The sequence below is a fragment of the Nocardia sp. NPDC050710 genome, from assembly GCF_040654375.1.
Taxonomy (GTDB): domain Bacteria; phylum Actinomycetota; class Actinomycetes; order Mycobacteriales; family Mycobacteriaceae; genus Nocardia.
The window spans coordinates 81,034-103,077 of sequence record NZ_JBFAHV010000001.1; the positions used below are offsets into that span (position 1 = coordinate 81,034).

21 protein-coding genes are annotated in these 22,044 nt (G+C 67.8%); 5 read left to right on the forward strand and 16 right to left on the reverse strand.

Translation table 11 applies throughout. The annotated features are described in order from the left end of the window. Nucleotides 1-110: 110 nt before the first annotated feature. Nucleotides 111-956 carry an SGNH/GDSL hydrolase family protein gene (locus AB0H61_RS00420; RefSeq protein ID WP_357297401.1) on the forward strand — a complete coding sequence of 282 codons (846 nt, stop codon included), beginning with the start codon at nt 111-113 and terminating at the stop codon, nt 954-956. 327 nt (nt 957-1,283) lie between these two features. On the opposite strand, the gene cbiE is transcribed toward AB0H61_RS00420, so the two are convergent. Both cbiE and AB0H61_RS00430 read right to left on the reverse strand, forming a co-directional pair. Beyond that, nucleotides 1,284-2,525 (reverse strand): precorrin-6y C5,15-methyltransferase (decarboxylating) subunit CbiE, encoded by a 1,242-nt coding sequence (gene cbiE / locus AB0H61_RS00425; protein WP_357297403.1) that lies wholly within the window; start codon nt 2,523-2,525, stop codon nt 1,284-1,286. Between the two features lie 151 nt (nt 2,526-2,676). Then, nucleotides 2,677-3,432: an SDR family NAD(P)-dependent oxidoreductase gene (locus tag AB0H61_RS00430; protein WP_357297406.1), complete on the reverse strand. Its 756-nt coding sequence runs from the start codon at nt 3,430-3,432 to the stop codon at nt 2,677-2,679. An 84-nt stretch (nt 3,433-3,516) separates the two neighbouring features. On the opposite strand from AB0H61_RS00430, the gene AB0H61_RS00435 reads away from it, so the two are divergent. Further along, a complete protein-coding gene (locus AB0H61_RS00435; RefSeq protein ID WP_357297409.1) occupies nt 3,517-3,924 on the forward strand; it encodes a PPOX class F420-dependent oxidoreductase in 408 nt (135 codons plus the stop codon). A 55-nt stretch (nt 3,925-3,979) separates the two neighbouring features. On the opposite strand, the gene AB0H61_RS00440 is transcribed toward AB0H61_RS00435, so the two are convergent. After that, entirely contained in the window at nt 3,980-5,107 is a 1,128-nt protein-coding gene (locus AB0H61_RS00440; protein WP_357297411.1) for a Xaa-Pro peptidase family protein, read from the reverse strand. Nucleotides 5,108-5,413: 306 nt separating this feature from the next. On the opposite strand from AB0H61_RS00440, the gene AB0H61_RS00445 reads away from it, so the two are divergent. Continuing rightward, complete coding sequence (locus AB0H61_RS00445) at nt 5,414-6,388, forward strand: 5'-3' exonuclease (protein WP_357297414.1); 975 nt, start codon at nt 5,414-5,416, stop codon at nt 6,386-6,388. A gap of 176 nt (nt 6,389-6,564) precedes the next feature. Here the strand turns inward: AB0H61_RS00445 and AB0H61_RS00450 are convergent, their stop codons facing one another. The 7 genes from AB0H61_RS00450 to AB0H61_RS00480 all read right to left on the reverse strand — a co-directional run bounded on the left by AB0H61_RS00450 (nt 6,565) and on the right by AB0H61_RS00480 (nt 14,487). Then, nucleotides 6,565-7,251, reverse strand: a complete 687-nt coding sequence (locus tag AB0H61_RS00450) for a DUF4333 domain-containing protein (protein ID WP_357297417.1) — start codon at nt 7,249-7,251, stop codon at nt 6,565-6,567. A 120-nt stretch (nt 7,252-7,371) separates the two neighbouring features. Beyond that, nucleotides 7,372-10,071 (reverse strand): RNA helicase, encoded by a 2,700-nt coding sequence (locus AB0H61_RS00455; protein ID WP_357297419.1) that lies wholly within the window; start codon nt 10,069-10,071, stop codon nt 7,372-7,374. 2 nt (nt 10,072-10,073) lie between these two features. Then, nucleotides 10,074-11,021, reverse strand: coding sequence for a twin-arginine translocase subunit TatC (gene tatC / locus AB0H61_RS00460; RefSeq protein ID WP_357297421.1), 948 nt, complete (start codon nt 11,019-11,021; stop codon nt 10,074-10,076). A 128-nt stretch (nt 11,022-11,149) separates the two neighbouring features. Beyond that, nucleotides 11,150-11,410: a Sec-independent protein translocase subunit TatA gene (tatA, locus tag AB0H61_RS00465; protein ID WP_357297424.1), complete on the reverse strand. Its 261-nt coding sequence runs from the start codon at nt 11,408-11,410 to the stop codon at nt 11,150-11,152. An 85-nt stretch (nt 11,411-11,495) separates the two neighbouring features. Further along, on the reverse strand, nt 11,496-12,518 hold the full coding sequence (locus AB0H61_RS00470; RefSeq protein ID WP_357297425.1) for a 2-dehydropantoate 2-reductase: 1,023 nt from the start codon (nt 12,516-12,518) through the stop codon (nt 11,496-11,498). Beyond that, nucleotides 12,515-13,495 (reverse strand): YafY family protein, encoded by a 981-nt coding sequence (locus AB0H61_RS00475; protein WP_357297428.1) that lies wholly within the window; start codon nt 13,493-13,495, stop codon nt 12,515-12,517. The genes AB0H61_RS00470 and AB0H61_RS00475 overlap by 4 nt, the downstream gene beginning before the upstream one ends. After that, entirely contained in the window at nt 13,492-14,487 is a 996-nt protein-coding gene (locus AB0H61_RS00480) for a YafY family protein (protein WP_357297431.1), read from the reverse strand. Before AB0H61_RS00480 ends, AB0H61_RS00475 begins: the two co-directional genes overlap by 4 nt. 133 nt (nt 14,488-14,620) lie before the next feature. Between AB0H61_RS00480 and AB0H61_RS00485 the strand changes: the two genes are divergently transcribed. Further along, complete coding sequence (locus AB0H61_RS00485) at nt 14,621-14,920, forward strand: MTH1187 family thiamine-binding protein (protein ID WP_357297434.1); 300 nt, start codon at nt 14,621-14,623, stop codon at nt 14,918-14,920. A 4-nt stretch (nt 14,921-14,924) separates the two neighbouring features. Here AB0H61_RS00485 and AB0H61_RS00490 read toward each other — a convergent pair whose 3' ends face one another. From AB0H61_RS00490 to dop, 6 genes are all read right to left on the reverse strand, one after another. Further along, on the reverse strand, nt 14,925-15,302 hold the full coding sequence (locus tag AB0H61_RS00490; protein WP_357297436.1) for a nuclear transport factor 2 family protein: 378 nt from the start codon (nt 15,300-15,302) through the stop codon (nt 14,925-14,927). A gap of 107 nt (nt 15,303-15,409) precedes the next feature. Beyond that, the gene (gene pafA, locus AB0H61_RS00495; protein ID WP_218024195.1) at nt 15,410-16,768 is read right to left on the reverse strand and encodes a Pup--protein ligase; all 1,359 of its coding nucleotides are present in this window, start codon (nt 16,766-16,768) and stop codon (nt 15,410-15,412) included. A gap of 243 nt (nt 16,769-17,011) precedes the next feature. Then, entirely contained in the window at nt 17,012-17,785 is a 774-nt protein-coding gene (gene prcA / locus AB0H61_RS00500) for a proteasome subunit alpha (protein WP_357297439.1), read from the reverse strand. Then, nucleotides 17,782-18,630: a proteasome subunit beta gene (gene prcB / locus AB0H61_RS00505; RefSeq protein ID WP_357297441.1), complete on the reverse strand. Its 849-nt coding sequence runs from the start codon at nt 18,628-18,630 to the stop codon at nt 17,782-17,784. The genes prcA and prcB overlap by 4 nt, the downstream gene beginning before the upstream one ends. A 14-nt stretch (nt 18,631-18,644) precedes the next feature. Then, nucleotides 18,645-18,839 carry a ubiquitin-like protein Pup gene (locus tag AB0H61_RS00510; RefSeq protein ID WP_014351559.1) on the reverse strand — a complete coding sequence of 65 codons (195 nt, stop codon included), beginning with the start codon at nt 18,837-18,839 and terminating at the stop codon, nt 18,645-18,647. 161 nt (nt 18,840-19,000) lie between these two features. Then, complete coding sequence (dop, locus tag AB0H61_RS00515; protein WP_357297444.1) at nt 19,001-20,500, reverse strand: depupylase/deamidase Dop; 1,500 nt, start codon at nt 20,498-20,500, stop codon at nt 19,001-19,003. Between the two features lie 92 nt (nt 20,501-20,592). Between dop and AB0H61_RS00520 the strand changes: the two genes are divergently transcribed. Continuing rightward, entirely contained in the window at nt 20,593-21,810 is a 1,218-nt protein-coding gene (locus tag AB0H61_RS00520; protein ID WP_357297446.1) for a DUF418 domain-containing protein, read from the forward strand. Nucleotides 21,811-22,044 lie beyond the last annotated feature (234 nt).

The window sequence follows — 22,044 nt, forward strand, 5'->3', positions numbered from 1 at the left end:
GGGCTCGGTGGGGGTGGCGCAACGTGGCTCCGCCCCCACCGTCGTTCACGCGGGGTGAACCCCAACACTATTAGTAGACAAATAATTGACTATATCACTAGGCTGGCCTCATGGCTGCCGACCATGAACACCGCACCGCCGCCGCGTACTCGCGATATGTCGCCCTGGGCGACAGTCAGACCGAGGGCGTGGGCGATGGCGACGACCACACCGGGCTGCGCGGCTGGGCCGACCGACTCGCCGACCAGCTCGCCGCGATCAACTCCGACCTGCACTATGCGAACCTCGCCGTCCGCGGCAAACTCGCCGGACAGGTTCACGACGAACAGCTCGACGCCGCGGTAGCCCTCCGCCCCGACCTCGCCACAGTGGTCGCAGGCGTCAACGACCTGCTACGTCCGGGGTTCGACGCCGATGAGGTCGCCGGCCACCTGGATTCCATGTTCGCCGCGCTCACCGCCGAAGGTGCGGTCGTGGCAACCATGACCTTCCCCGACGTCGCTCGCATCACTCCCCTCGCCCGGCCGGTCAGCGGCCGTGTCACCGAGCTCAACCAGCGCATCCGTGAATCCGCCGCGCGCCACGGCGTCATCGTTGCCGAAACCGCCGATCATGCCGTCGTCACCGACCCTCGGCTCTGGAGCTCCGATCGCCTGCACGCGGGACCACTCGGACACCAACGCATCGCCGAAGCCATGGGGTACGCCCTCCAACTGCCCGGCGCCGATGACAGCTGGACCCATCCCTTGCTGCCGGCGCTGCCACATCCGGGTGCGGCGTCCACGGTGATCAATGAACTACGCTGGGCCACAACATTTCTAGGCCCTTGGCTGAAGCGGCGACTGACCGGCCGATCTTCCGGCGACGGCCGCACCGCCAAGCGCCCCCAACTGGGTCCGGTTCGCGACAGTGGGGACACGTCGCTCCGTACGATCAGCGACCGGTCCCACTCGTAACCGAGGGCTCCCAACGCCGTGTCCGCCGCATCCGGATATGAGGCTACGGCCGGATCGTCTTCCCGCAATTCGAAACGGACAGATAGCCTCGCCGGGGATCCCGATCCTTCGGAGCGACTGTCAGTACAGCGGGTGTAGTTGTGCAAGGTCCGGATGCCGAAGTGTCGGCTTATTCGAATTCGGCCCACAGTCGGCGGAGGTCACGGCGCCGAGAACCGGCCGCCGACAGCGAAACTCGCGCTCCCGATCAATGGCTCGTCGCGAGCCTGCGGATTGCCGTCGAGGTCGTACTGGCAGCGCGGAGATGGCGCGGGACCAAGCGAGGCACTACCCTCCTTTGACCACCGACCACTGCGTCACCGGCAGTTGCGGCCGCCACGCGGTGAACCCACCGAGCGGCTCCGCCCGGTAGATCTGAAACTTCCGCAGTGCACCGCCGTGCGCGGATGCCCAGGTCAGCAGTAGTGCCTCCGACTCCGCGGTCACCGCATTCGCGACCAGCCTGCCGCCCTGACGCAGATGTGACCAGCAGGCCTCGAGCAGGCCGTCCTGGGTGATTCCACCACCGACGAAAACCGCTTCGGGCGAGGCGGATTCGGCGGAATCGGTGGGCTCCAGCTCCGCATGCACCTCCCCCCGCACCACAATGTGCGGGACACCCAGCGCACTGGCATTGTCGGCGATCTGCCGCCGCCGATGTTCGAGCCGTTCGAAGGTCACCGCGCGGCAGGTCGGGTGCGTCCGGCACCATTCGATGGCGATCGTGCCCGATCCCCCGCCGATATCCCAGAGCAGCTCGCCCGGCGCTGGAGCGAGCGCCGCCAGCGTCAAGGCACGCACCTCCGACTTGGTGAGCTGCCCATCACCGCAATACATTTCATCCGGCAGACCGGGCAGCCGGGTCACCCGCGGGCGGTCCGGATCGGCGACGCATTCGATGGCGACGATATTCAACGGGTCGCCCGGGGCATGCTCCCACGCGCGCGCGACACCGGCCACGGTCCGTTCGGCCGTACCGCCCAACTGCTCGAGCACTGTCATTCGGGAATCACCGAAACCCTCGTCGCGCAGCAACTCTGCAATCCCCGCCGGACTCTTCTCATCGGCGCTCAGCACCAGCACGCGGCGTCCATCCGCCAACTCCGGCGCAATCGTCACCAAGGGCCGCCCCACCACGCTCACCACCGGCACCTCCGCCAGCGGCCACCCCAAACGGGCGCAGGCCAGTGACGCCGAGGACGGCTGTGGATACACCCGCAATGCCGCCGCCCCGAGCAACCGGGCCAAGGTCACCCCGATCCCGTAGAACATCGGATCCCCACTGGCCAGCACACCGATCCGCGCCCCGGCATACCGCTCGAACAACCCGGGCAACGCGGGTACCAGCGGCGACGGCCACACCACCCGCTCCCCCCGAACCGCCTCCGGAACCAGCCCCAACTGCCGCCGCGATCCGAAGATCACCGCACACCCGGCAAGCTCCTCGCGTGCGGCCCGCCCCAGCCCGTCCCACCCATCAGCCCCGATCCCGACAACCAGCACCGGCGCCCCTGCCCAACCTCCACTCATCTCCCACCTCGCACGCCATGTTGCCGCCTCGCACAGGTCGCGTCCGATGCGCGGTAGTAGCGGGATATGCGGCAGCTCAGCGGCATTCGCGCTCCGGCGGGCTCTCGTCCGCTCAGGCGAATCGGGTGCGGCGCGGGGTGGGGTGTCGTGATCACCGGGGCAGCCGCCGCCAGATCGACTGCGGCACGAAGCGGGCCACGACGTAGGCCGGTCGGAGCGCGCGGGGCTGCCAGATGACGCCCGCGCGGCGGCGCAGACCGCGCACTACCGCGTCCGCTACCTGGTCGGGAGTGCTCGACAGCGGGGCCGGGTCCATGCCCACGGTCATATGGCCGATGACGAACCCGGGACGCAGCAGCAGAAGGTGAACACCGCTGCTGTACAAGGCATCCGAGAGACCGGTGGCGAAACCGTCCAAGCCCGCTTTGGCCGAGCCGTAGACGTAGTTGGCGCGACGCACCCGTGCGCCCGCCACCGAGCTGAAGACCACGATCTGTCCCGCGCCGCGGGCCCGCATCACGTTCGCCAAGGTGGTCAGCACACTGATCTGCGCCACGTAATCGGTGTGCACCATGGCCAACGCGTGCGCCGGATCCTGTTCCGCCCGTGCCTGATCGCCGAGGATGCCGAACGCCAGCACCGCGATACCGATACCACCGTGCTCGGCGTCGATCTTCTCCAGCAACGCCGGATGGCTCGCGGTGTCGTCGGCGTCGAACTCCACCGTATGCACCGCCGTCGCACCCGCCGCCCGTACCTCCGCGACTTCCGCGTCCAGCTCATCACTGCGCCGCGCCGCCAGAATCACGGTGCGCCCCGATGCCAGCCTCCGCGCCACCTCGAGCCCGATCTCGCTGCGTCCACCCAGCACCAGCAGCGGCCCCGTGGCAATCCCTTCCGATCCCATAGGCTCAGTCTGTCATTGTGGCCCGCACCTGCCGCGCGGGTGGGCTGGCCGTCGAGCCGCGCGGCGGCCCGCTACGGTCGGGTAATGCCCACCACGACCGCGACGCTGTCGCCCGCCGCCACCGAATTCGTCACCGAACGCCACCTCGCCACGCTCACCACCCTGCGGGCCAATGGGACGCCGCATGTGGTGGCGGTGGGGTTCACCTGGGATCCGGAGGCCGGGATCGCGCGGGTGATCACCAATAACGGGTCGGTGAAGGTACGCAACGTGCGGCGGTCCGGGTATGCGGCGGTGAGTCAGGTCGACGGAATTCGCTGGCTCACCTTGGAGGGCCCCGCCACGGTGCTCGACGGTCCCGACGAAGTGGCCGACGCGGTCGAGCGCTACGCGGGCCGCTACCGGGTACCGCGCGAAAACCCCACCCGTGTCGTCATCGCCATCCAGGTCCGCCGTGTCCTGTCCAGCAGCACCCTGGTTCAGCCACGCTGACCCCGGCTCCGCACGGTCGACCGTGGCCGATGGCGTCAGACCGGCGTCGACGTCACTACAGCGCGGTCAGACCGTGCGGGCGCTGGTTCATCGACTCGCAGCCGTCCTCGGTGACGACCACGATATCTTCGATGCGAGCGCCCCACTCACCGCGGAAGTAGATGCCGGGTTCGATGCTGAACGCCATGCCCGGTTGGAGAACCAGGTCGTTGCCCGCGACGATATAGGGCTCCTCGTGCACGGACAGGCCGATGCCGTGGCCGGTGCGGTGCACGAAGGCTTCGCCGAAACCCGCCTCGGTCAACAAATCTCGGGCGGCGGCGTCGACCGACTCGGCGGTGACGCCGGGGCGCACGGCGGCGACCGCCGCGGCCTGCGCACGTTCCAGGGCGTCGAACTTCGCGGCGATCTCCGGGGTCGGCTCGCCGAGCACGTAGGTGCGGGTGGAGTCGGAGTAGTAGCCGGGGTCGACCGGGCCACCGATATCGATGACCACCACATCGCCGCGCTCGATGCGGCGCTCCGAAACGCCGTGGTGCGGATCGGCGCCATGCGGGCCGCTGCCCACGATGACGAACGCGGCCTCGGTATGGCCCTCCTCGACAATGGCCGCCGCGATATCCGCGCCGACCTCCGCCTCGGTGCGTCCGGCCCGCAGGAATTCCCCCATCCGCGCATGCACCCGATCGATCGCGGCACCTGCCCGGCGCAGCGCGTCGATTTCGGCCGCGTCTTTGGTCATCCGCAGTTCGCGCAGCACCGGCGTGGCCGAAACCGGGAGGCCGCTGAAGGACTGTGCCAGCGGAATCAGATGCAGTGCGGGCATCGCGTCGGCGACCGCGACCCGGGAACCCGCGTGCAGCGTCGACTTCACCACCTGGTACGGGTCGACGCCGTCCACCCAGTCCAGAACCTGCAGCCCGAGCTCACCCGCCGCCGATTCGGACAGCGACGCCAACTCCAGTTTCGGGATCACCACCGACGGGGTCGCGCCATCGGCGGAGATCACCAGACAGGTCAACCGCTCGAAGGATTCGGCCGCCGATCCGATCAGATAGCGCAGATCCGGCCCCGGTGTGATGAGCAGGGCATCCAGATGTGCGGCCCGCATCAACTCCACCGCCCGCTCCAGCCGCTCACCGTAGACATCCGCCGCGAACCTGGACTCCGTGTGCGAACTCATACCCACCGACGTTACCCGCCCGGCGCGGACCCCAGGACCCGAATACCGACCCGCCACTACGCCGACGCGCGGTGACCCGACGCCGCCCGGCGGCCACGGCCCCGAATTCGCCCACCGAATTCCGAACGGCCGCGAGTCACCGGTTCAGGGTGGAGCCACCCGTAGCACGCACGAATGATCACCGGGCCACGGTCGCCCCGACCGAGGCCGGAGGTAGCCCGCGGAGCCCCGCACACCGGGCACGAATACCGAACCGCCCGCCCGATATCCGCGGGCGTTGTCGTGCCGGACAGGTAGCCTCAGCGCGTGACCTCTGCTGCGACTTCCGGTGGGACCCTGCTGCTGCTCGATGGGGCCAGCCTGTGGTTCCGCGCGTTCTATGCGATCCCGGACAAGATCACGGCGTCCGACGGCCGCTCGGTGAACGCGCTGCGGGGCTTCACCGATATGGTCGCCTCGCTCATCACCAAACACGGGCCGAGTCGTCTGGTGGTGTGCCTGGATCTGAATTGGCGCCCGCAGTTCCGGGTCGATCTGGTGCCCTCGTACAAAACGCACCGGTTGGATACCTCCGCCGAGGCCGCGGCAGGGGCCGAGGAGGTGCCGGATCGGCTGACCCCGCAGGTCGAGATGATCCTCGAAGTGCTCGCCGCCGCGGGTATCGCGACCGGCGGCGCGGACGGGCTGGAGGCCGACGATGTGCTCGGCACCCTCGCCACCCGGGAACGCACCGATCCGGTGGTGGTCGTCAGCGGCGACCGCGATCTGCTGCAGCTGGTCCGCGACGATCCCGCACCGCCGGTGCGGGTGCTCTACGCCGGCCGCGGTCTGGCCAAAGCCGAACTCTTCGGTCCGGCGGAAGTCTCCGCGAAATACGGTGTGCCGCTGGAGAATGCGGGCCCGGCCTATGCGGATCTGGCGACCCTGCGCGGCGACGCTTCGGACGGTCTGCCCGGTGTCGCCGGCATCGGCGAGAAGTCCGCGTCCACATTGATTTCCCGGTTCGGTTCGCTGGAGGCGCTGGTGGCGGCGGTCGACGACCCCGACGCCGATCTCGCGGCGGGCGTACGCGCCAAGCTCCGTGCCGCGGAGGATTACGTGAAGGCGGCCGCGCCGGTGGTTCGCGTGGTCCGCGACGCCGATGTCGAGTTGTCCCGCTCCGACACCTTGCCGACCACGCCGGCCGACCCGGATCGACTGGGCGATTTGGCGATCGCCTACAACGCCGAGAGCCCGGTCAAACGCCTCATCACCGCCATGAACGCCCCGCGCACACCGTAACTCCCGGCGGTCGGGCATTCCGGCTGGGCCGTAAACCTCACGCGGACGGTCGCGGACACTCGAGACCGTCCGGCGAACGCCCGGCAAGACATCTGCGGCGCGGCGTCACACGGCCGACGCCCACACGCCCACGGGCGCCCGCGCGGGAACACGGGCTACCCGGGGTAGCTCTGAGCTCAGCTCGGACGGCCGACCTCGTAGGTGCCGTTCTCATTGGTGATCTTGACGTTGACCTTCTTCTGCTCGCCACTCACCTTGAGGGTGCATTCGAAGGTCGCGTCGACCTTCACCTCCTGGCCGGACGGGCAAGAGACATCGGCGACGTCCTGGATGCCGTAGGAATCGGTGAGGACCTTCTTCACGCCGTCCTGCACGGCGGTCTGGTCCAGCTTGTCCTTGGAGGTCAGCACCACAACCAGTGCCGCGATCGCGCCGAGCACCACCACGCCGAGGACGGCGAGACCGATGATCAGGCCCTTGCCCTTGCCGCCGCTCGCGGGCGCAGGCTGCTGGCCCTGGCCCCATTGCTGTTGCGGCTGCTGCCCCCACTGCTGCTGGGGCTGCTGCCCCCACTGCTGCTGGGGCTGCTGGCTCCAATCCTGTTGCGGCTGCTGGCCCCACTGCGGCTGACCGGCCGGCGGCTGGCCCCACTGCTGCTGAGGCTGGCCACCGGTCTGCGGCTGACCCCACTGCTGCTGGGATTGGTCACCCCACTGCTGCGTCGGTTGCGCCTGCGACGGAGTCTGCTGGCCGCCCCAGTGCTGGGTCGGTCCGGCCCCGCCGGGTGCCTGCTGTCCGCCCCACTGCTGGGTGGGATCGTTGCGTCCCTCCCCTGGGTCGTTCGGTCCGTACGGGCCGCTCATCTGCTTGCCTCCACTCGCATCGGTAATTCCTACGGTAGCCCCCCGTCGGCGACTCGTCGCATAGCACGACTCCTCCGCCACGGTCGGTACGCGAAAGAAATCAAATCACAAGTGAATCGCCTACGCGGCGTCCACCGCAACGACACCCCGCCGAATGGCGCGCACGGCCTTGGCCGCGGTCGCGGCCACCTCCACGTCATCGGCAGTGCCGTGGATCTGGTCCAGCAGGTCGATGACCTGTCTGCACCACCGCACGAAATCGCCCGCCGAGAGCGGCGCACCCTGGTCACCACTGGCCAGCAACGACTCGGCCAACCCGTCGCCGTGCGCCCACTTGTAGACGCCCGTGACGAACCCCAGATCGGGCTCGCGAGTCGGCGCGATCTTATGCCGCGCCTCATCGGACCGCAGTTGGCTCCATACCCCGACGGTGTTGCCAACCGCTCGCCGGATCGGCTCGGTGGGTCCGGTCGCGCCGAGGTATCCACCCTCTTGACGCGATTCGTACACCAGGGTCGAGACCACCCCGGCCAGTTCGGCCGGGCCGAGTCCACGCCACAGGCCCTGCCGCAGGCATTCCGAGACGAGCAAATCGCTCTCCGCGTAGATGCGCGCCAGCCTGCGGCCGTCCGTGGTCACCTCACCCTCGTGCACGAAGCCGCGTTCCTCCAGCAACCCGAGGATCCGATCGAAGGTGCGAGCCAGCGAATTCGTGGTGGCGGCAACCTTCTGGCGCATGGTGTCGGTCTCGCGCAGCAGCCGGTTGTAGCGCTCACCGACCCGGCTCATCTGCTCTCGATCCGGTCTGGTGTGCGCGGGGTGCGAGCGCAGGCTGCGGCGCAGCGTGGCCAGTTCCCGGTCGTCGGCCGCCGACGATCGTTTGCCGCGCCGCTGCCTGCCCGGTATCGAAATGCCGGTGTCGCGCAGCGCCGACGCGAGGTCGCGCCGGGTGCGCGCGGTGCGATGGTCGACGCGCCGCGGCAGCCGCATATGCCCGAGCGCCTCCGCGGGCACCGGGAAGTCGGCGACCGAGACCCGGCCCGCCCATTTGTCCTCGGTGAGCACCAGCGGACGTGGATCCCCCGGCGTCGCGTCCGGCTCCAGGATGACCGCGAGCCCGGCCCGCCGCCCCGACGGGATCGCCACCACATCGCCGCGGCGCAGCGACGTCAGCGAGGTCACCGCCACACCGCGACGATCCGACCTGGTCTGCTGTTCCAACTGCCGTTCCCGCTGCTTGATGCGTTCGCGCAGGGAAATGTATTCCAGGAAGCCGCCCTCGGTGTCACCGAGCTGACCGCGCAATTTGCGCAGCTGTGCCTCGTTGCGTTCGATACCGCGCACCAAACCGACCACCGAGCGGTCCGCCTGGAACTGTGCGAAGGACCGTTCCAACAGCGCTCGCGACTCGTCGGCGCCCATCCGATCGATCAGGTTGATGGACATGTTGTAGCCGGGCTTGAACGAACTGCGCAGCGGATAGGTGCGTGTGGAGGCCAGACCGGCGACCGCGCTGGTGTCGACCTCCGGCTGCCAGAGCACTACCGCATGTCCTTCGACGTCGATGCCGCGGCGTCCGGCGCGACCGGTCAGCTGGGTGTACTCGCCGGGGGTGAGCTCGGCGTGCGATTCCCCGTTGAACTTGACCAGCCGCTCCAGCACCACCGTGCGCGCGGGCATATTGATGCCCAAAGCCAGTGTCTCGGTAGCGAATACGGCCCGCACCAGCCCACGCACGAATAGTTCCTCGACGGTATGCCGGAATGCGGGCAACATGCCCGCGTGGTGCGCGGCAAGACCGCGGTGCAATGCCTCGCGCCACTCCCAGTAACCGAGCACCTCGAGATCACCCTTGGGCAGGTCCCCGGTGTGCTTCTCGATGATGGCGTCGATCTCGTCGGTCTCTTCCGCACGGCTCAGATCCAGCCGCGAACGCAGGCACTGCGCCAATGCGCTGTCGCAACCGGCCCGGCTGAAGATGAACGTGATCGCGGGTAGTAGCCCTTCCTCGTCCAGCTTGGCCAGCACCTCCGGACGCGGCAGCGGACGGAAGTCGCGTCGGGGGCCGCCACGACCACGCGGTCCGCCCCAGCCGTTCATCCGGTCTGCGGCCTCGCGGTGCTTGATGTAGCGCACCAAGTCCTCGTCGACGAGGACCTTCTGTTCGCTGGAGTCGGTGTCGAAAAGGTCGAACATCCGCCGCCCGACCATCACGTGCTGCCACAGCGGCACCGGCCGGGTCTCGTCCACCACCACCGTGGTGTCGCCGCGCACGGTCTCCATCCATGCGCCGAACTCCTCGGCATTGCTGACCGTGGCGGACAGGCTGACCAGCCGCACGTCGGTCGGCAGGTGCAGGATGACCTCCTCCCAGACCGCGCCGCGGAACCTGTCGGCCAGGTAGTGCACCTCGTCCATCACCACATACGACAGCCCGCGCAGCGCGTCGGAGGAGGCGTAGAGCATGTTGCGCAGCACCTCGGTGGTCATCACCACCACCGGCGCGTCCGGGTTGATCGACTGGTCACCGGTCAGCAGGCCGACGCTGGCGCGCCCGTACCGCTCGGTGAGATCGGCGAACTTCTGGTTCGACAACGCCTTGATCGGTGTGGTGTAGAAGCATTTGCCGCCCGCGGCCAACGCCAGGTGCACCGCGAATTCGCCGACCACGGTCTTACCCGCCCCGGTCGGGGCACACACCAGCACCCCGTGCCCATCCTCCAATGCCGCACAGGCACTGCGCTGGAAGGGATCCAGGGTGAAACTCAGCTCGGCGGAAAACTTCGCCAGCTCGCCTGTCCGCGACCGGTGATCTGTCACCGTCAGAGGGTATCGGAGTAGTCCGGCACGGGTCGCGTGGATTTATCGGCGGATTCCATGATCGACTCACCCGCCCGGATCGGCTCGGGCGCGGTGATCGAGGATGCCTCGTCGTCGGCGAGCGCGGCTTGGGCTTCCTTGCGGGCGCGGCGCCCGTCATTGATCCTGGCGAACTGCACCGCGACCTCGAACAGCACCGTGAGCGCGAGCGCCAGTGCCAGCATGGAGAACGGATCCTGCGGGGTCACGATGGCCGCGAAAACGAAGAGTCCGAAGATGAGCCCGCGCCGCCATGCCTTCAGCCGCGCGTAGGTCAGCACCCCGATCAGGTTCAAACCGATGATGATCAGCGGTGTCTCGAAACTGACGCCGAAGATGATCAGCAACTGGATAATGAAGCCGAAGTACTGCGAACCGCTCAACGCGGTGATCTGGACGTTGTCGCCGATCGTCAGCAGGAAGTCCAAGGCATGGGCGACGACGACGTAGGCCAGCACCGCCCCCGCCGCGAACAGCACCGAACCCGAGGTGACGAACCCCACCGCGTACTTGCGTTCCTTCGCATACAGCCCGGGCGTGATGAACGCCCACAGCTGGTACAGCCAGATCGGCGCGGCCAGCACCACACCCGCGGTGAAGCCCACCTTCAGCCGCAGCATGAATTGCTCGAACGGCGCGGTGGCCAGCAGGCGGCAGGCGCCGTCGGTGGTCAGCGAGGCACGTGCCTCCGGGGGCAGCGAACAGTACGGTCCGGTCAGCAGATCACCGAGGCTCTCGATCCCGAAGAACGAATGCGCGTACCAGAGGAACCCGATCACCGTGGTGAGCAGGATGGCGGCCAGCGACTTCAGCAGTCTGCTGCGCAATTCTTGCAGGTGCTCGACCAACGACATGGTGCCGTCGGGATTCGTCCTGCGCTTGCTGCGCCGGGGATCGAACGGGATTCGCATATGTGTGATTGCCCCTGTGCTCCTGAGTGCCGCGCCGGGCGCGGGGGTCCGGCCTGCCGAACCGTGTCACAAACCGCCGAACAGCACTGAACGGGGTGAGCGGCGCTCACCCCGGTGGGAACAGCTCGCTAGATCGACTTCGGCTCGGCCTGCGGCTGCGCGGGCTGCGCGACGGACTGCCCCGGGGGCAGCTGCTGTGCCGGTTGCTGGGTCGGAGCCGCGGGGCTCGCGGGGGTCTCCTCCTTCTGCATCTGGCTGACCTCGCTCTTGAAGATGCGCAGCGACCGCCCGAGGCCGCGGGCCGCATCCGGCAGCCGCTTCGCGCCGAAGAGCACCACGAACAGCAACGCGATGATCAGCAGGTGCGTCCAGCTGAACGTGCCTGACATCTGTACCTCCCAAGACTGTGGTAGTTCGATGCTACCGGACCACGGGGGTCACGAACGTCCCGGTCAGTCCGGGTTTGCCGGGTGTTCAGGTGGGCTCGCTCGCTGCCGCCGCCCGCAATTGCTCCAACAGTTCCGGACCGGTCCAGGTGCGCTGGTCACCCTGTTCGGCCGCGACGATCAATTCGATGAGGCGCTGGTTCACCGGGGTCGGCATCCCCACCATCGCACCGAGCCCGACGATTTCGCCGCAGAGCCAAGAGATTTCGGTCTTGCGCCCGAGCGCGAGATCGTCGGCCATGGACGAACGCGCCACCGGATCGATGGCCAGCACCTTGCCCGCTACCCGACGAAAAACGCCGTCCGGCGCCGTCAGCAGCCGGGTCATCAGCGCGGGCGGCAACGGGGTCAGCCGGGCCGGGCGAATTCGCGCCCTGTTCATCGTGGCCAGTGCCTCGGCCTGGGTCAGCGCCAGGCAGCGGCGGTAGTCGCGGTCCGCGAGTTCCTCGCGCAGCGGCCGTCCGGACAGGGCGTTGATCGGATTGTTCAGGTTGAGCAGCAGCTTGGCCCACCGCACCGGCCGCAGATCCGGATACCGGCGCAGCGCCAGACCCGCCCGATCGAAGACCCCGGCGAACTCGGCCAGCGCGGGATCGTCCTGCACCGCGATCACGCCGTCGGTGCCGCGGTGGAACCAACCGTCCGGGTGATGCACGACATTGAACATCACCATTCCGGCCAGGACCACGCAGGTGGGCAGGATCTCCCGGATCACCGTGTCGTTGCCGATCCCGTTCTGCAGGCTCAGCACCACGGTTCCGGGCCGGATCTTGCCGGTCAGCCCCCGGACCGCATCGGCGGTCGCCGCAGACTTCACCGTGACGAGCACCAGGTCCGCCGATCCGACCTCCTCCGGCTCGGTGGCCACCCGGAATCCGTCGGGCGCGACCGCGACCTCGCCGCCGTCGAGATCGGTCAGCCGCAGCCCCGACGCGGTGATCTCGTCCAGTACCCGGGGCCGACCGACGAAGATCACCTCGGCGCCAGCGGCCGCCAGCTTCCCGCCGACGAAAACCCCGATGCTGCCCGCACCGAGCACCATGACATTCATCGAACCTCGAACCCGGCCTCCGCGTAGGCCGCCAGCGCGGCATCGGAACGTTCACGCACCGCCGCCACGAGCTCCGGCGGACCCAGCACCGTCACCCCCGAACCGAACCCGAGCAGCAAGCGCGCCATCCAGTCGAGGGTGGCGAAACGCATGGTGGTCTCCAGGCTGCCGTCGGGATGTACGGCGAGTCGATGCATCGGGTACTGATCCAGTACCCACCCGTAGTCGCCGCGAATCCGCAAGCGCGCCAGCGGAACCGCGGGATCCTCCTGGAACAGGTCGAGCGCCGCGGCGGCCGCGGCGGCATGGCTGGGCGGGCGGGCGGGCTCGTCGAGCTCGGTCGCCGCCTCGATCCTGTCGAATCGGAACAGCCGCACGCCCTCGGCCTGCCTGCACCAGGCCTGTAGATAGCTGTTGTCGTCGACCAGAACGATTCGGATGGGGTCGACGACCCGCTCCGACACCACATCGCGGCTGGCCGAGTAGTAGACGATGCGCAGCGCGTGCTGCCGAGCCAGCGCCGAGCGGACCGCCGCCACCGCGGGCGCCTCCATCGGCGCCACCCTGGGCTCCTCACCCTCGCCCGCCCCGACACCGCCGCCCGCGATCGCCGATTCGATCTTGGCGATGGCCGCGTACGCCGCGGTCGGATCGACCATGCCCGGCATCTCCACGATCGAGCGCAGCGCCACCAGCAGCGCCGTCGCCTCGGTGGAAGTCAGCCGCAACGGCCGGTCGATACCCGCTGAGAAGGTGACCTCGATGCTCTCCTCGGAGAAGGACAGGTCGATCAGATCGCCGGGCCCGTAGCCGGGTAGCCCGCACATCCACAGCTGATTCAGATCGCTCATCAGCTGTTTGGTCGTCACACCGAGATCGGCGGCGGCCTCGGCGGCGCTGATCCCCGGGTTGGCGATGAAGTACGGAATCATATTGAGCAGCCGCGAAAGCCGCACGGAAAGGCGCGTATTACTCACAGCGCGACCTCCGTCCGTTCGAGGACCGAACGCAGCCGCGCGACCACATCGGACCGTAGTTCCTCGGGCGCGAGCACCAACGCGTCCGGGCCGAGACCGGTGATCAGGCGGGCCAGCCAGTCACGGGAGCGGATCGGCACTTCCACCACCACCCCGGCGCGGTCGCCGACGCGGCGCTGCTCGATCACCCGGCCGAGCCTGCGGATCTCCCGGCCACGGTCGTCGGCCACCCACACCGTCGCCGATCCACTGACCGGCGCGCTGCTGGTGACCCGGTCCACGATCGCCCGCAGATCGACGCCGTCCGGTTTGCGCACGACGTTCACCGGACCGTACGCGGTGATGTCGTCACCAATCCGGGACAGCCGGAAGCTACGCACCGCATCCCGGCCCCGGTCGTGCCCGACGAGGTACCAGCGTCCGTGATGGGTCACCACACCCCACGGCTCCACATCGCGCATGAGATACGGCGCATTGATCGCGCCGCGGTGTTCGAACCGCACGGCGCGGCCCGCATCGATCGCGGCGAGCAACTTGCCGAGCACCGGCTCCGAACCGCGGGTGCGCGCGGGCACGGCGGGCACCGAGGCCACCGCCGCGTCGGTCTCCACGTGCACACCCGCCGCCCGTAGCTTCAACAGCGCGCCGTCGGCCGCAGCCGCCAACTCAGGGGACTCCCACATCTGAACCGCCACCGCGACGGCCGCCGCTTCCTCGTCGGACAGGTCGATATCGGGCAGCTCGTAGGCATCCCGATTGATCCGGTAACCCTCCAGCGTCGAGTACCGGCTCACCTGGCCGACTTCCAGCGGTATGCCCAGGTCGCGCAGCTCGTTCTTGTCCCGCTCGAACATCCGGCTGAACGCCTCGTCGCTCGCGGACTCCTCGTACCCCGCGACGCTGTCCCGAATCCGCTCCGCGGTCAAGAACTGCCGAGTCGACAGCAGCGCGATGACCAGATTCATCAGCCGCTCGACCTTGGATATCGCCACCCGATAGAGGGTAATCTGCGCCGGACCCACAGTGCGCGGCGGCGCGCGATTCACTCGGTCACATCCGGGAGATCGGCGAACGGTGAGAATCGGCGTATACGCGAATGGACCGACCACCCCCGAGGAGTCATCAATGATCGTCGCCTTCTCCGTGACACCCCTCGGCACCGGCGTCGATGTCGGACGTGCTGTAGCCGAGGCGGTCCGGGTAGTGCGGGCCAGCGGACTACCGAACCGTACGGACGCCATGTTCACCACCGTCGAGGGCGAATGGGACGAGGTCATGGCGGTGGTGAAGCAAGCCACCGACGCGATCCTGGCGGTCGCGCCGCGCTGCAGCCTGGTGCTCAAGGCCGATATCCGGCCCGGGGTGACCGACGGGATGACCGCGAAGGTCGAGTCCGTCGAGCGTTACCTGGCCGACGGCGGGTAGCGCGTCAGTCGGGAAAACGTGTCTGCTGATAGCAGGCCAGCCGCCAACAGTCCGGCGTGCGGATGTACGTACTCGACATCGCACCCCGGAAAGCGGGTTCTCGCGAGTCGAGATACGCCACCGCGATGTAGACGAGGACGGCGGCGTCGCGACCCGCTACCACTACCCGCGGATCTTCGATATCGAATGCGCGCCACGGGAGCGCGTCCTTCAGGGAGGCGACCACGGCAGCGCGATCGAGAACTGCGCCATCGGCGAGGATCATCAGCGCGTCGTCGCTCATCAGCGAGCCGTAGAACTCCGCACCGGTGCTCGTACACAGCGCGTCCCAACCGCGGCGCTCGACCGTGAGCAGTTCGTCGAGGAGTTCCGTCTCGGTCATACACTCCACGCTAGTGCGCTGCTGCCGGACGGAGGTCGTCTTCGGTTGCAAACCGCGAACGAAAGCCGCCCACCGTGCACGGTGGGCGGCTTCGAGGCGTCGGCTGTCTACATCGAGGCGATGAGCCGGTCCACACGCTCGTCGACCGAGCGGAACGGATCCTTGCAGAGCACGGTGCGCTGCGCCTGATCGTTGAGCTTGAGATGTACCCAATCGACGGTGAAGTCGCGACCGGCCTCCTGGGCGGCGGTGATGAAGTCACCGCGCAGTTTGGCCCGGGTGGTCTGCGGCGGCGTGTCCACCGCGGCGTCCACGGCCTCGTCCTCGGTGATCCGCTTGGCCAGACCCTTGCGCTGGAGCAGGTCGAAGACGCCGCGTCCGCGCTTGATGTCGTGATAGGCCAGATCCAGCTGGGCGATCTTGGGATCGGACAGCTCCATGTTGTAGCGGTCCTGGTAGCGCTGGAACAGTTTGCGCTTGATCACCCAGTCGATCTCGGTGTCGACCTTGGCGAAGTCCTGCGCCTCGACCGCGTCCAGGGTGCGGCCCCACAGGTCGACCACCTGGTCGATCTGCGGATCCCGGTCCCGGTTGCGTAGGTGCTCGACGGCGCGGGCGTAGTACTCGCGCTGGATGTCCAGGGCGCTCGCCTGCCGTCCGCCGGCCAGCCGCACCGGCCGTCGGCCGGTCAGGTCGTGGCTCACCTCGCGGATGGCGCGGATCGGGTTGTCCAGGGCGAAATCGCGGAACGAGACACCGGCCTCGATCATCTCGAGTACCAGCGCGGCCGTGCCCACCTTGAGCATGGTGGTGGTCTCGGACATATTCGAGTCGCCGACGATTACATGCAGGCGGCGGTATTTCTCCGCGTCCGCATGCGGCTCATCCCTGGTGTTGATGATCGGCCGGGACCGGGTGGTCGCCGAGGAGACGCCCTCCCAGATATGTTCGGCCCGCTGCGACAGGCAGAAGGTGGCCGCCTTGGGCGTCTGGAGCACTTTGCCCGCGCCACAGATCAATTGGCGGGTCACCAGGAACGGCAGCAGCACATCGGAGATCCGGGAGAATTCGCCCGCCCGGACCACGAGGAAGTTCTCGTGGCAGCCGTAGGAGTTGCCCGCGGAGTCGGTGTTGTTCTTGAACAGGTAGATGTCGCCGCCGATACCCTCTTCGGCGAGCCGCTGCTCGGCGTCGATGAGTAGCTCTTCCAACACCCGCTCGCCCGCACGGTCGTGGGTGACCAACTGATGCAGACTGTCACATTCCGCGGTGGCGTACTCCGGATGCGAACCGACATCGAGGTACAGCCGAGCGCCGTTGCGGAGGAACACGTTAGAGCTACGGCCCCAGGACACCACCCGGCGGAACAGGTACCGGGCTACCTCGTCGGGGGACAGCCGACGGTGACCGTGGAAGGTGCATGTCACACCGAACTCGGTCTCGATCCCCATAATTCGTCGCTGCACACCATCGACATTACAGCCATGTCATGCGGTCGCGTGGGGCTGCGGAGAATACGAACGCATACGTCTTCACAACGATTTGGGTCGGTTTGCCGGATTTGCCGGGACCACACCGGCGGAATTCGGCACGACCGTACCCCGAGGTCGGGCGCGCCATTCGACCTCGGGAATGGCTCGGGCCCGCGCCGGAACGTCCGCTGTGCGGTGTTCCGGGCGCGGGCCCGAGGTGGCTATTCGCCGGAAGGCTTATTCCGGCTGGGCGCCGTCATCGGCGGTTTTCGGCGCCGACTTGCCCTTGGCGGCCGGCTTACCGGTAGCCAGCAACTGCTCCAACTGGTTGTTGGAGATCCGGCGGAAGGCCCGTCGCGGCCGCGACTGCTCCAGCGTGGCAACCTCCAGTGAGGTCACCCCCAAGCCCCGCTTCTCCTTATCGGCACCCTCCGGAATCCCGGCCTGCAACGCCTTCACCGCGATCCCCATGGCGGCGCCCAGATCCAGACCCGCCTGATAGGAGCTCTTCAACGCGGTGACGATGGGTTCGGTCGTGCCGCCCATCACCACGTATTCGCGCTCGTCCACGATCGACCCGTCGAAGGTGATCCGGTACAGCACCGACTGCGACGCCTGCTCCGGATATCCGACCTCGGCGACGCACAGCTCCACCTCGTAGGGCTTGAGCTGATCGGTGAAGATCGACCCGAGGGTCGACGCGTAGGCGTTGGCCAGCGCCCGGCCCGCCACATCCCGCCGGTCGTACTGATAACCGCGCAGGTCGGCCTGCAGGATGCCACCTCGGCGCAGGCTCTCGAACTCGTTGTACTTGCCGACGGCCGCGAACCCGACGCGGTCGTAGAGCTCACTCACCTTGTGCAGGGTCGCGGACGGGTTCTCCGCGACGAACAGCACACCCTTGTCGTACACCAGGACGATGACACTGCGACCGCGAGCGATGCCTTTGCGCGCAAGTTCGGTCTTGTCGCGCATGATCTGCTCGGCCGACGCGTAGTACGGCAGCGTCATGCGGGGGCACTCCCTTCTTCCGCGGCCTCCCGGTCGGCGACGATGCCGCGGGTGATCTCCTCCAACCGCGCCTCGGTCACCTCTTCGGCGCCCTCGTCATTGATGACGATCGCTGTCGGATAGATGCCGCGCACCATATCCGGGCCGCCGGTGGCGGTGTCGTCATCGGCGGCGTCGAACAGCGACTCGACGGCGATGCGCAACGCGCGCGTCTCGTCGATTCCCTTGGCGTACAGCTTCTTCAGCGATGACTTGGCGAAAACCGAACCGGAGCCGACCGCGGTGTAGCCGAACCGCTCCTCACTGCGGCCGCCGACCACGTCGTAGGAGACGATGCGGCCCGCCCGGTCCGGATCGGTGGCGTGCTGGTCGTAGCCGACCAGTATCGGCACCACCGCCAGCCCCTGTAGGGCCGCGGGCAGGTTGTCGCGCACCATCTTCGACAGTTTGTTGGACTTACCGTCGAAGGTGAGCGAGACGCCCTCGATCTTCTCGTAGTGCTCCAGTTCGACGGCGAACAGCCGCACCATCTCGATGGCCATGCCCGCGGTGCCCGCGATACCCGCCGCCGAATAGGTGTCGGTGATGTACACCTTCTCGATATCCCTGCTGGCCAACAGGTTTCCCTGGGTGGCCCGCCGATCACCCGCGATCAGCACACCGCCGCGGTAACTGACCGCGACGATGGTGGTCCCGTGCGGAGCCAGGTCCTTCGCGACGGTGCCACCGGAAGCTCCGGTGGCACCATCGATCGCGGCGAACCTGTTGCCCGGCAACAGTTCCGGTGCGTGTGTGCGCAGGTGTTCGGTGAAGGACGAGAGCGCGTGCCCCGGTTGGAGACGCATCGGGTCACCTGCTGTCACTGGCCGCCCTTCTGCACGTACGCGCGGACGAAGTCCTCGGCGTTCTCCTCGAGCACGTCATCGATCTCGTCGAGCAGGTCGTCGGTATCCTCCGCCAACTTCTCGCGGCGCTCCTGACCGGCGGCATCGACGCCCTCCGGACCCTCGTCCTCGTCGCCGCCCCCGGCGCGCTTGGTCTGCTCTTGTGCCATGGCAGCCGACCTCCTCTGTCCTCATCATGACCGGAGCCCAAGTATGAGCACGGCCCCGATCATGAGCAATGTTCGTGCTCGTACAACAACCCTACCCAGCGGAACCGAGACCATGTCGGATTCGCGTCCGATGTGGGACCGAGTCGACATGGAGCGCGGGCCTACTGGGTGAGCTGCTCGACCAGTTCCGCGGCGGTGTCGACACCGTCGAGCAGCTTGCCGACATGGGATTTGGTGCCGCGGCGGGGCTCCAAGGTGGGGATACGCACCAGCGAATCACCGCCCAGATCGAAGATCACGGAATCCCAGCTGGCCGCGGCGATATCGGCGCCGAATCGGCGCAGGCATTCACCGCGGAAATAGGCGCGGGTATCGGTGGGCGGATTGGTCATCGCATCGAGCACCTGCTGCTCGGTGACCAGGCGCTTCATCGAGCCGCGCGCGACCAGGCGGTTGTACAGACCCTTGTCCAGGCGCACGTCGGAGTACTGCAGGTCCATCAGGTGCAGTTTGGGCGCGGCCCAGCCGAGGCCCTCACGGTTGCGCATACCCTCCAGCAGCCGCAGCTTGGCGGTCCAGTCCAGCAGGTTCGCGGTCTCCATCGGATCGCGCTCCAGCAGGTCGAGCACCATGGCCCAGTTCTCCAGGATGTCGAGGGCACGCGGGTCGTCGTTGCCCTCGCGGTCCATGAACTTCGCCACCCGCTCGTGGTAGAGCCGTTGCAGCGCCAGGCCGGTGAGTTCACGGCCATCGGTCAGCGCGACAGCGGTGCGCAGCGTCGGATCGTGGCTGATCTGGTGCACAGCGGTGACCGGACGGGCCAGCTGCAGGTCGGACAGATCCTCGCCCGCCTCGATCAGATCCAGCACCAGCGCGGTGGTGCCGACCTTCAGGTAGGTCGACATCTCGGCCAGGTTGGCGTCACCGATGATGACGTGCAGCCTGCGGTACTTGTCCGCGTCGGCGTGCGGTTCGTCGCGGGTGTTGATGATGCCGCGCTTGAGCGTGGTCTCCAGGCCGACCTCGACCTCGATGTAGTCCGAACGCTGGGACAGCTGGAATCCGGCATGGTCACCGGACTGGCCGATGCCGACCCGCCCGGAACCGGTGATCACCTGACGGGAGACGAAGAACGGGGTCAGCCCGACGATGATCTGGTTGAAGGGGGTGTCGCGGCTCATCAGGTAGTTCTCGTGGGTGCCGTAGGAGGCACCCTTGCCGTCGACGTTGTTCTTGTACAGCTGCAGGCGCGGGGCGCCCGGGACGCTGGAGGCGTGCCTTGCGGCGGCCTCCATCACCCGCTCCCCGGCTTTGTCCCAGATCACCGCGTCCAGCGGGTCGGTGACCTCGGGGGCGGAGTACTCCGGGTGCGCGTGGTCGACGTAGAGCCGCGCGCCGTTGGTCAGGATCATATTCGCCGCACCGACCTCGTCGGCGTCGATCACCGGGGCGGGCCCGTTCATCCGGCTCAGGTCGAATCCGCGCGCGTCACGCAGCGGCGATTCCACCTCGTAGTCCCAGCGGGTCCGCTTGGCCCGTGGCACACCCTCGGCGGCGGCGTACGCCAGCACCGCCTGGGTGGAGGTCAGGATCGGGTTGGCCGACGGCTCCGTGGGGGTCGAGATGCCGTATTCGACCTCGATTCCGATGATGCGCTGCATGGCATCGAGCCTAGGCGACCGATACCAATGTCATACCGAGGGTGGTACTTCCGTAGGATCCGCGTCGACCCCGATCCCGGGATTCTCGGTACATGATCGAATCGATGGCCACGACCACGCCGGATACGGCAGGGCGGCACCGGAAACCGGAGGAACAGGTTACCGCTGCCCGACCCGCCCGCTTGGTCGCGTTGGATGTGCTGCGCGGGATCGCGATCCTCGGCACGCTCGGCACCAACATCTGGATTCTGACCGACCCCGAGGGGCTCATCGGGTACATCGGCGGGCTCGCCGATGCCTCCGGTGGCTGGGCGTGGACCGAGCGGATACTCCAGCAACTGGCACAGGGCAAATTCCTCGGACTGCTCACCGTCATGTTCGGCATCGGACTCGCCATCCAGCAGGCTTCCGCGGTGCGCGGCGGGCGACGCTGGCCCGGCAGATATCCGTGGCGGGCCGGATTGCTATTCCTGGACGGTGTACTCAACTTCGTCTTCGTCGCGGAGTTCGACGTGCTGATGGGCTATGCGGTCACCGGGTTGGTGGTCGCGTTCGTACTCGCGACGAGCGAACGGGCGCAACGGCGTTGGCTGATCATCGCGGCGGCCGTACACGTCGCGATGCTGACGGCGATCGGCATCGCGATGGCCTTCGTGCCGCCGCGGGATCCAGCACCGCGCGAACCGCTGGATCCGAATCCCTATGCGGACGGATCGTTCTGGGATCTGGTGCTGTTCCGGCTGGAGAACGCGGGCATGTTCCGGGTCGAGGCGATCTTCATCTTCCCGATGTCGATCGCGCTGTTCCTGGTCGGCGTGCGACTGTTCCGGGAGGGTGTCTTCGAACCGGCGGGTGCGCGAATCCGCAAGCGGCTCATGGTCGTCGGCTTCGGAGTGGCGGCGCCGATCGACCTGGTGGCCGGCGTCTTCGGCGGCGGGGATCTGATCCTGTTCACCCGGTACGGCACGGCGCCGTTCGTGGCGCTCGGCATCCTGGCGCTGGTGGCGGAGTTCTATGTGCGCCGCCCCCGCGTCGGGTTCATCGGAGCCCGGCTGAGCGAGGTCGGCCGCACCGCGCTCAGCTGCTACATCCTGCAGAACCTGGTCGCTTCGGCGCTGTGCTACGGGTGGGGGCTGGGACTGGCCGCCGAGGTTGCTCCCGACGCCAGGGTGCCGTTCACGATCGGCATGTACCTGCTGGTGTCGTTGATCATCGTCACCGGCGCCCACCTGTGGCTACGCCGCTTCGAACGCGGCCCGGTCGAATGGGCGTGGAATAGCAGCTATCGCATCCTGGCCCGCGAGCGCTGAGGGCGCGCGGGCGCGCGCCGGTCACCCGTGGACCGCCGGTCAGCGCGCGTATGCGGCCGGGTACCGATCCGATCGAAGGCGCCAGGTGAGAAACATGAGTAGTCCACTACTCGTGTTCTCCGCATTCGGCCACCCGATGCTGGAATAGCGTCACCTGTCGACGCATTCACCACATAGCGAAGGGTGCGTCGTGTCGGATGCGATATCCGATTCCCGCGCGTCGCACCGGAATAC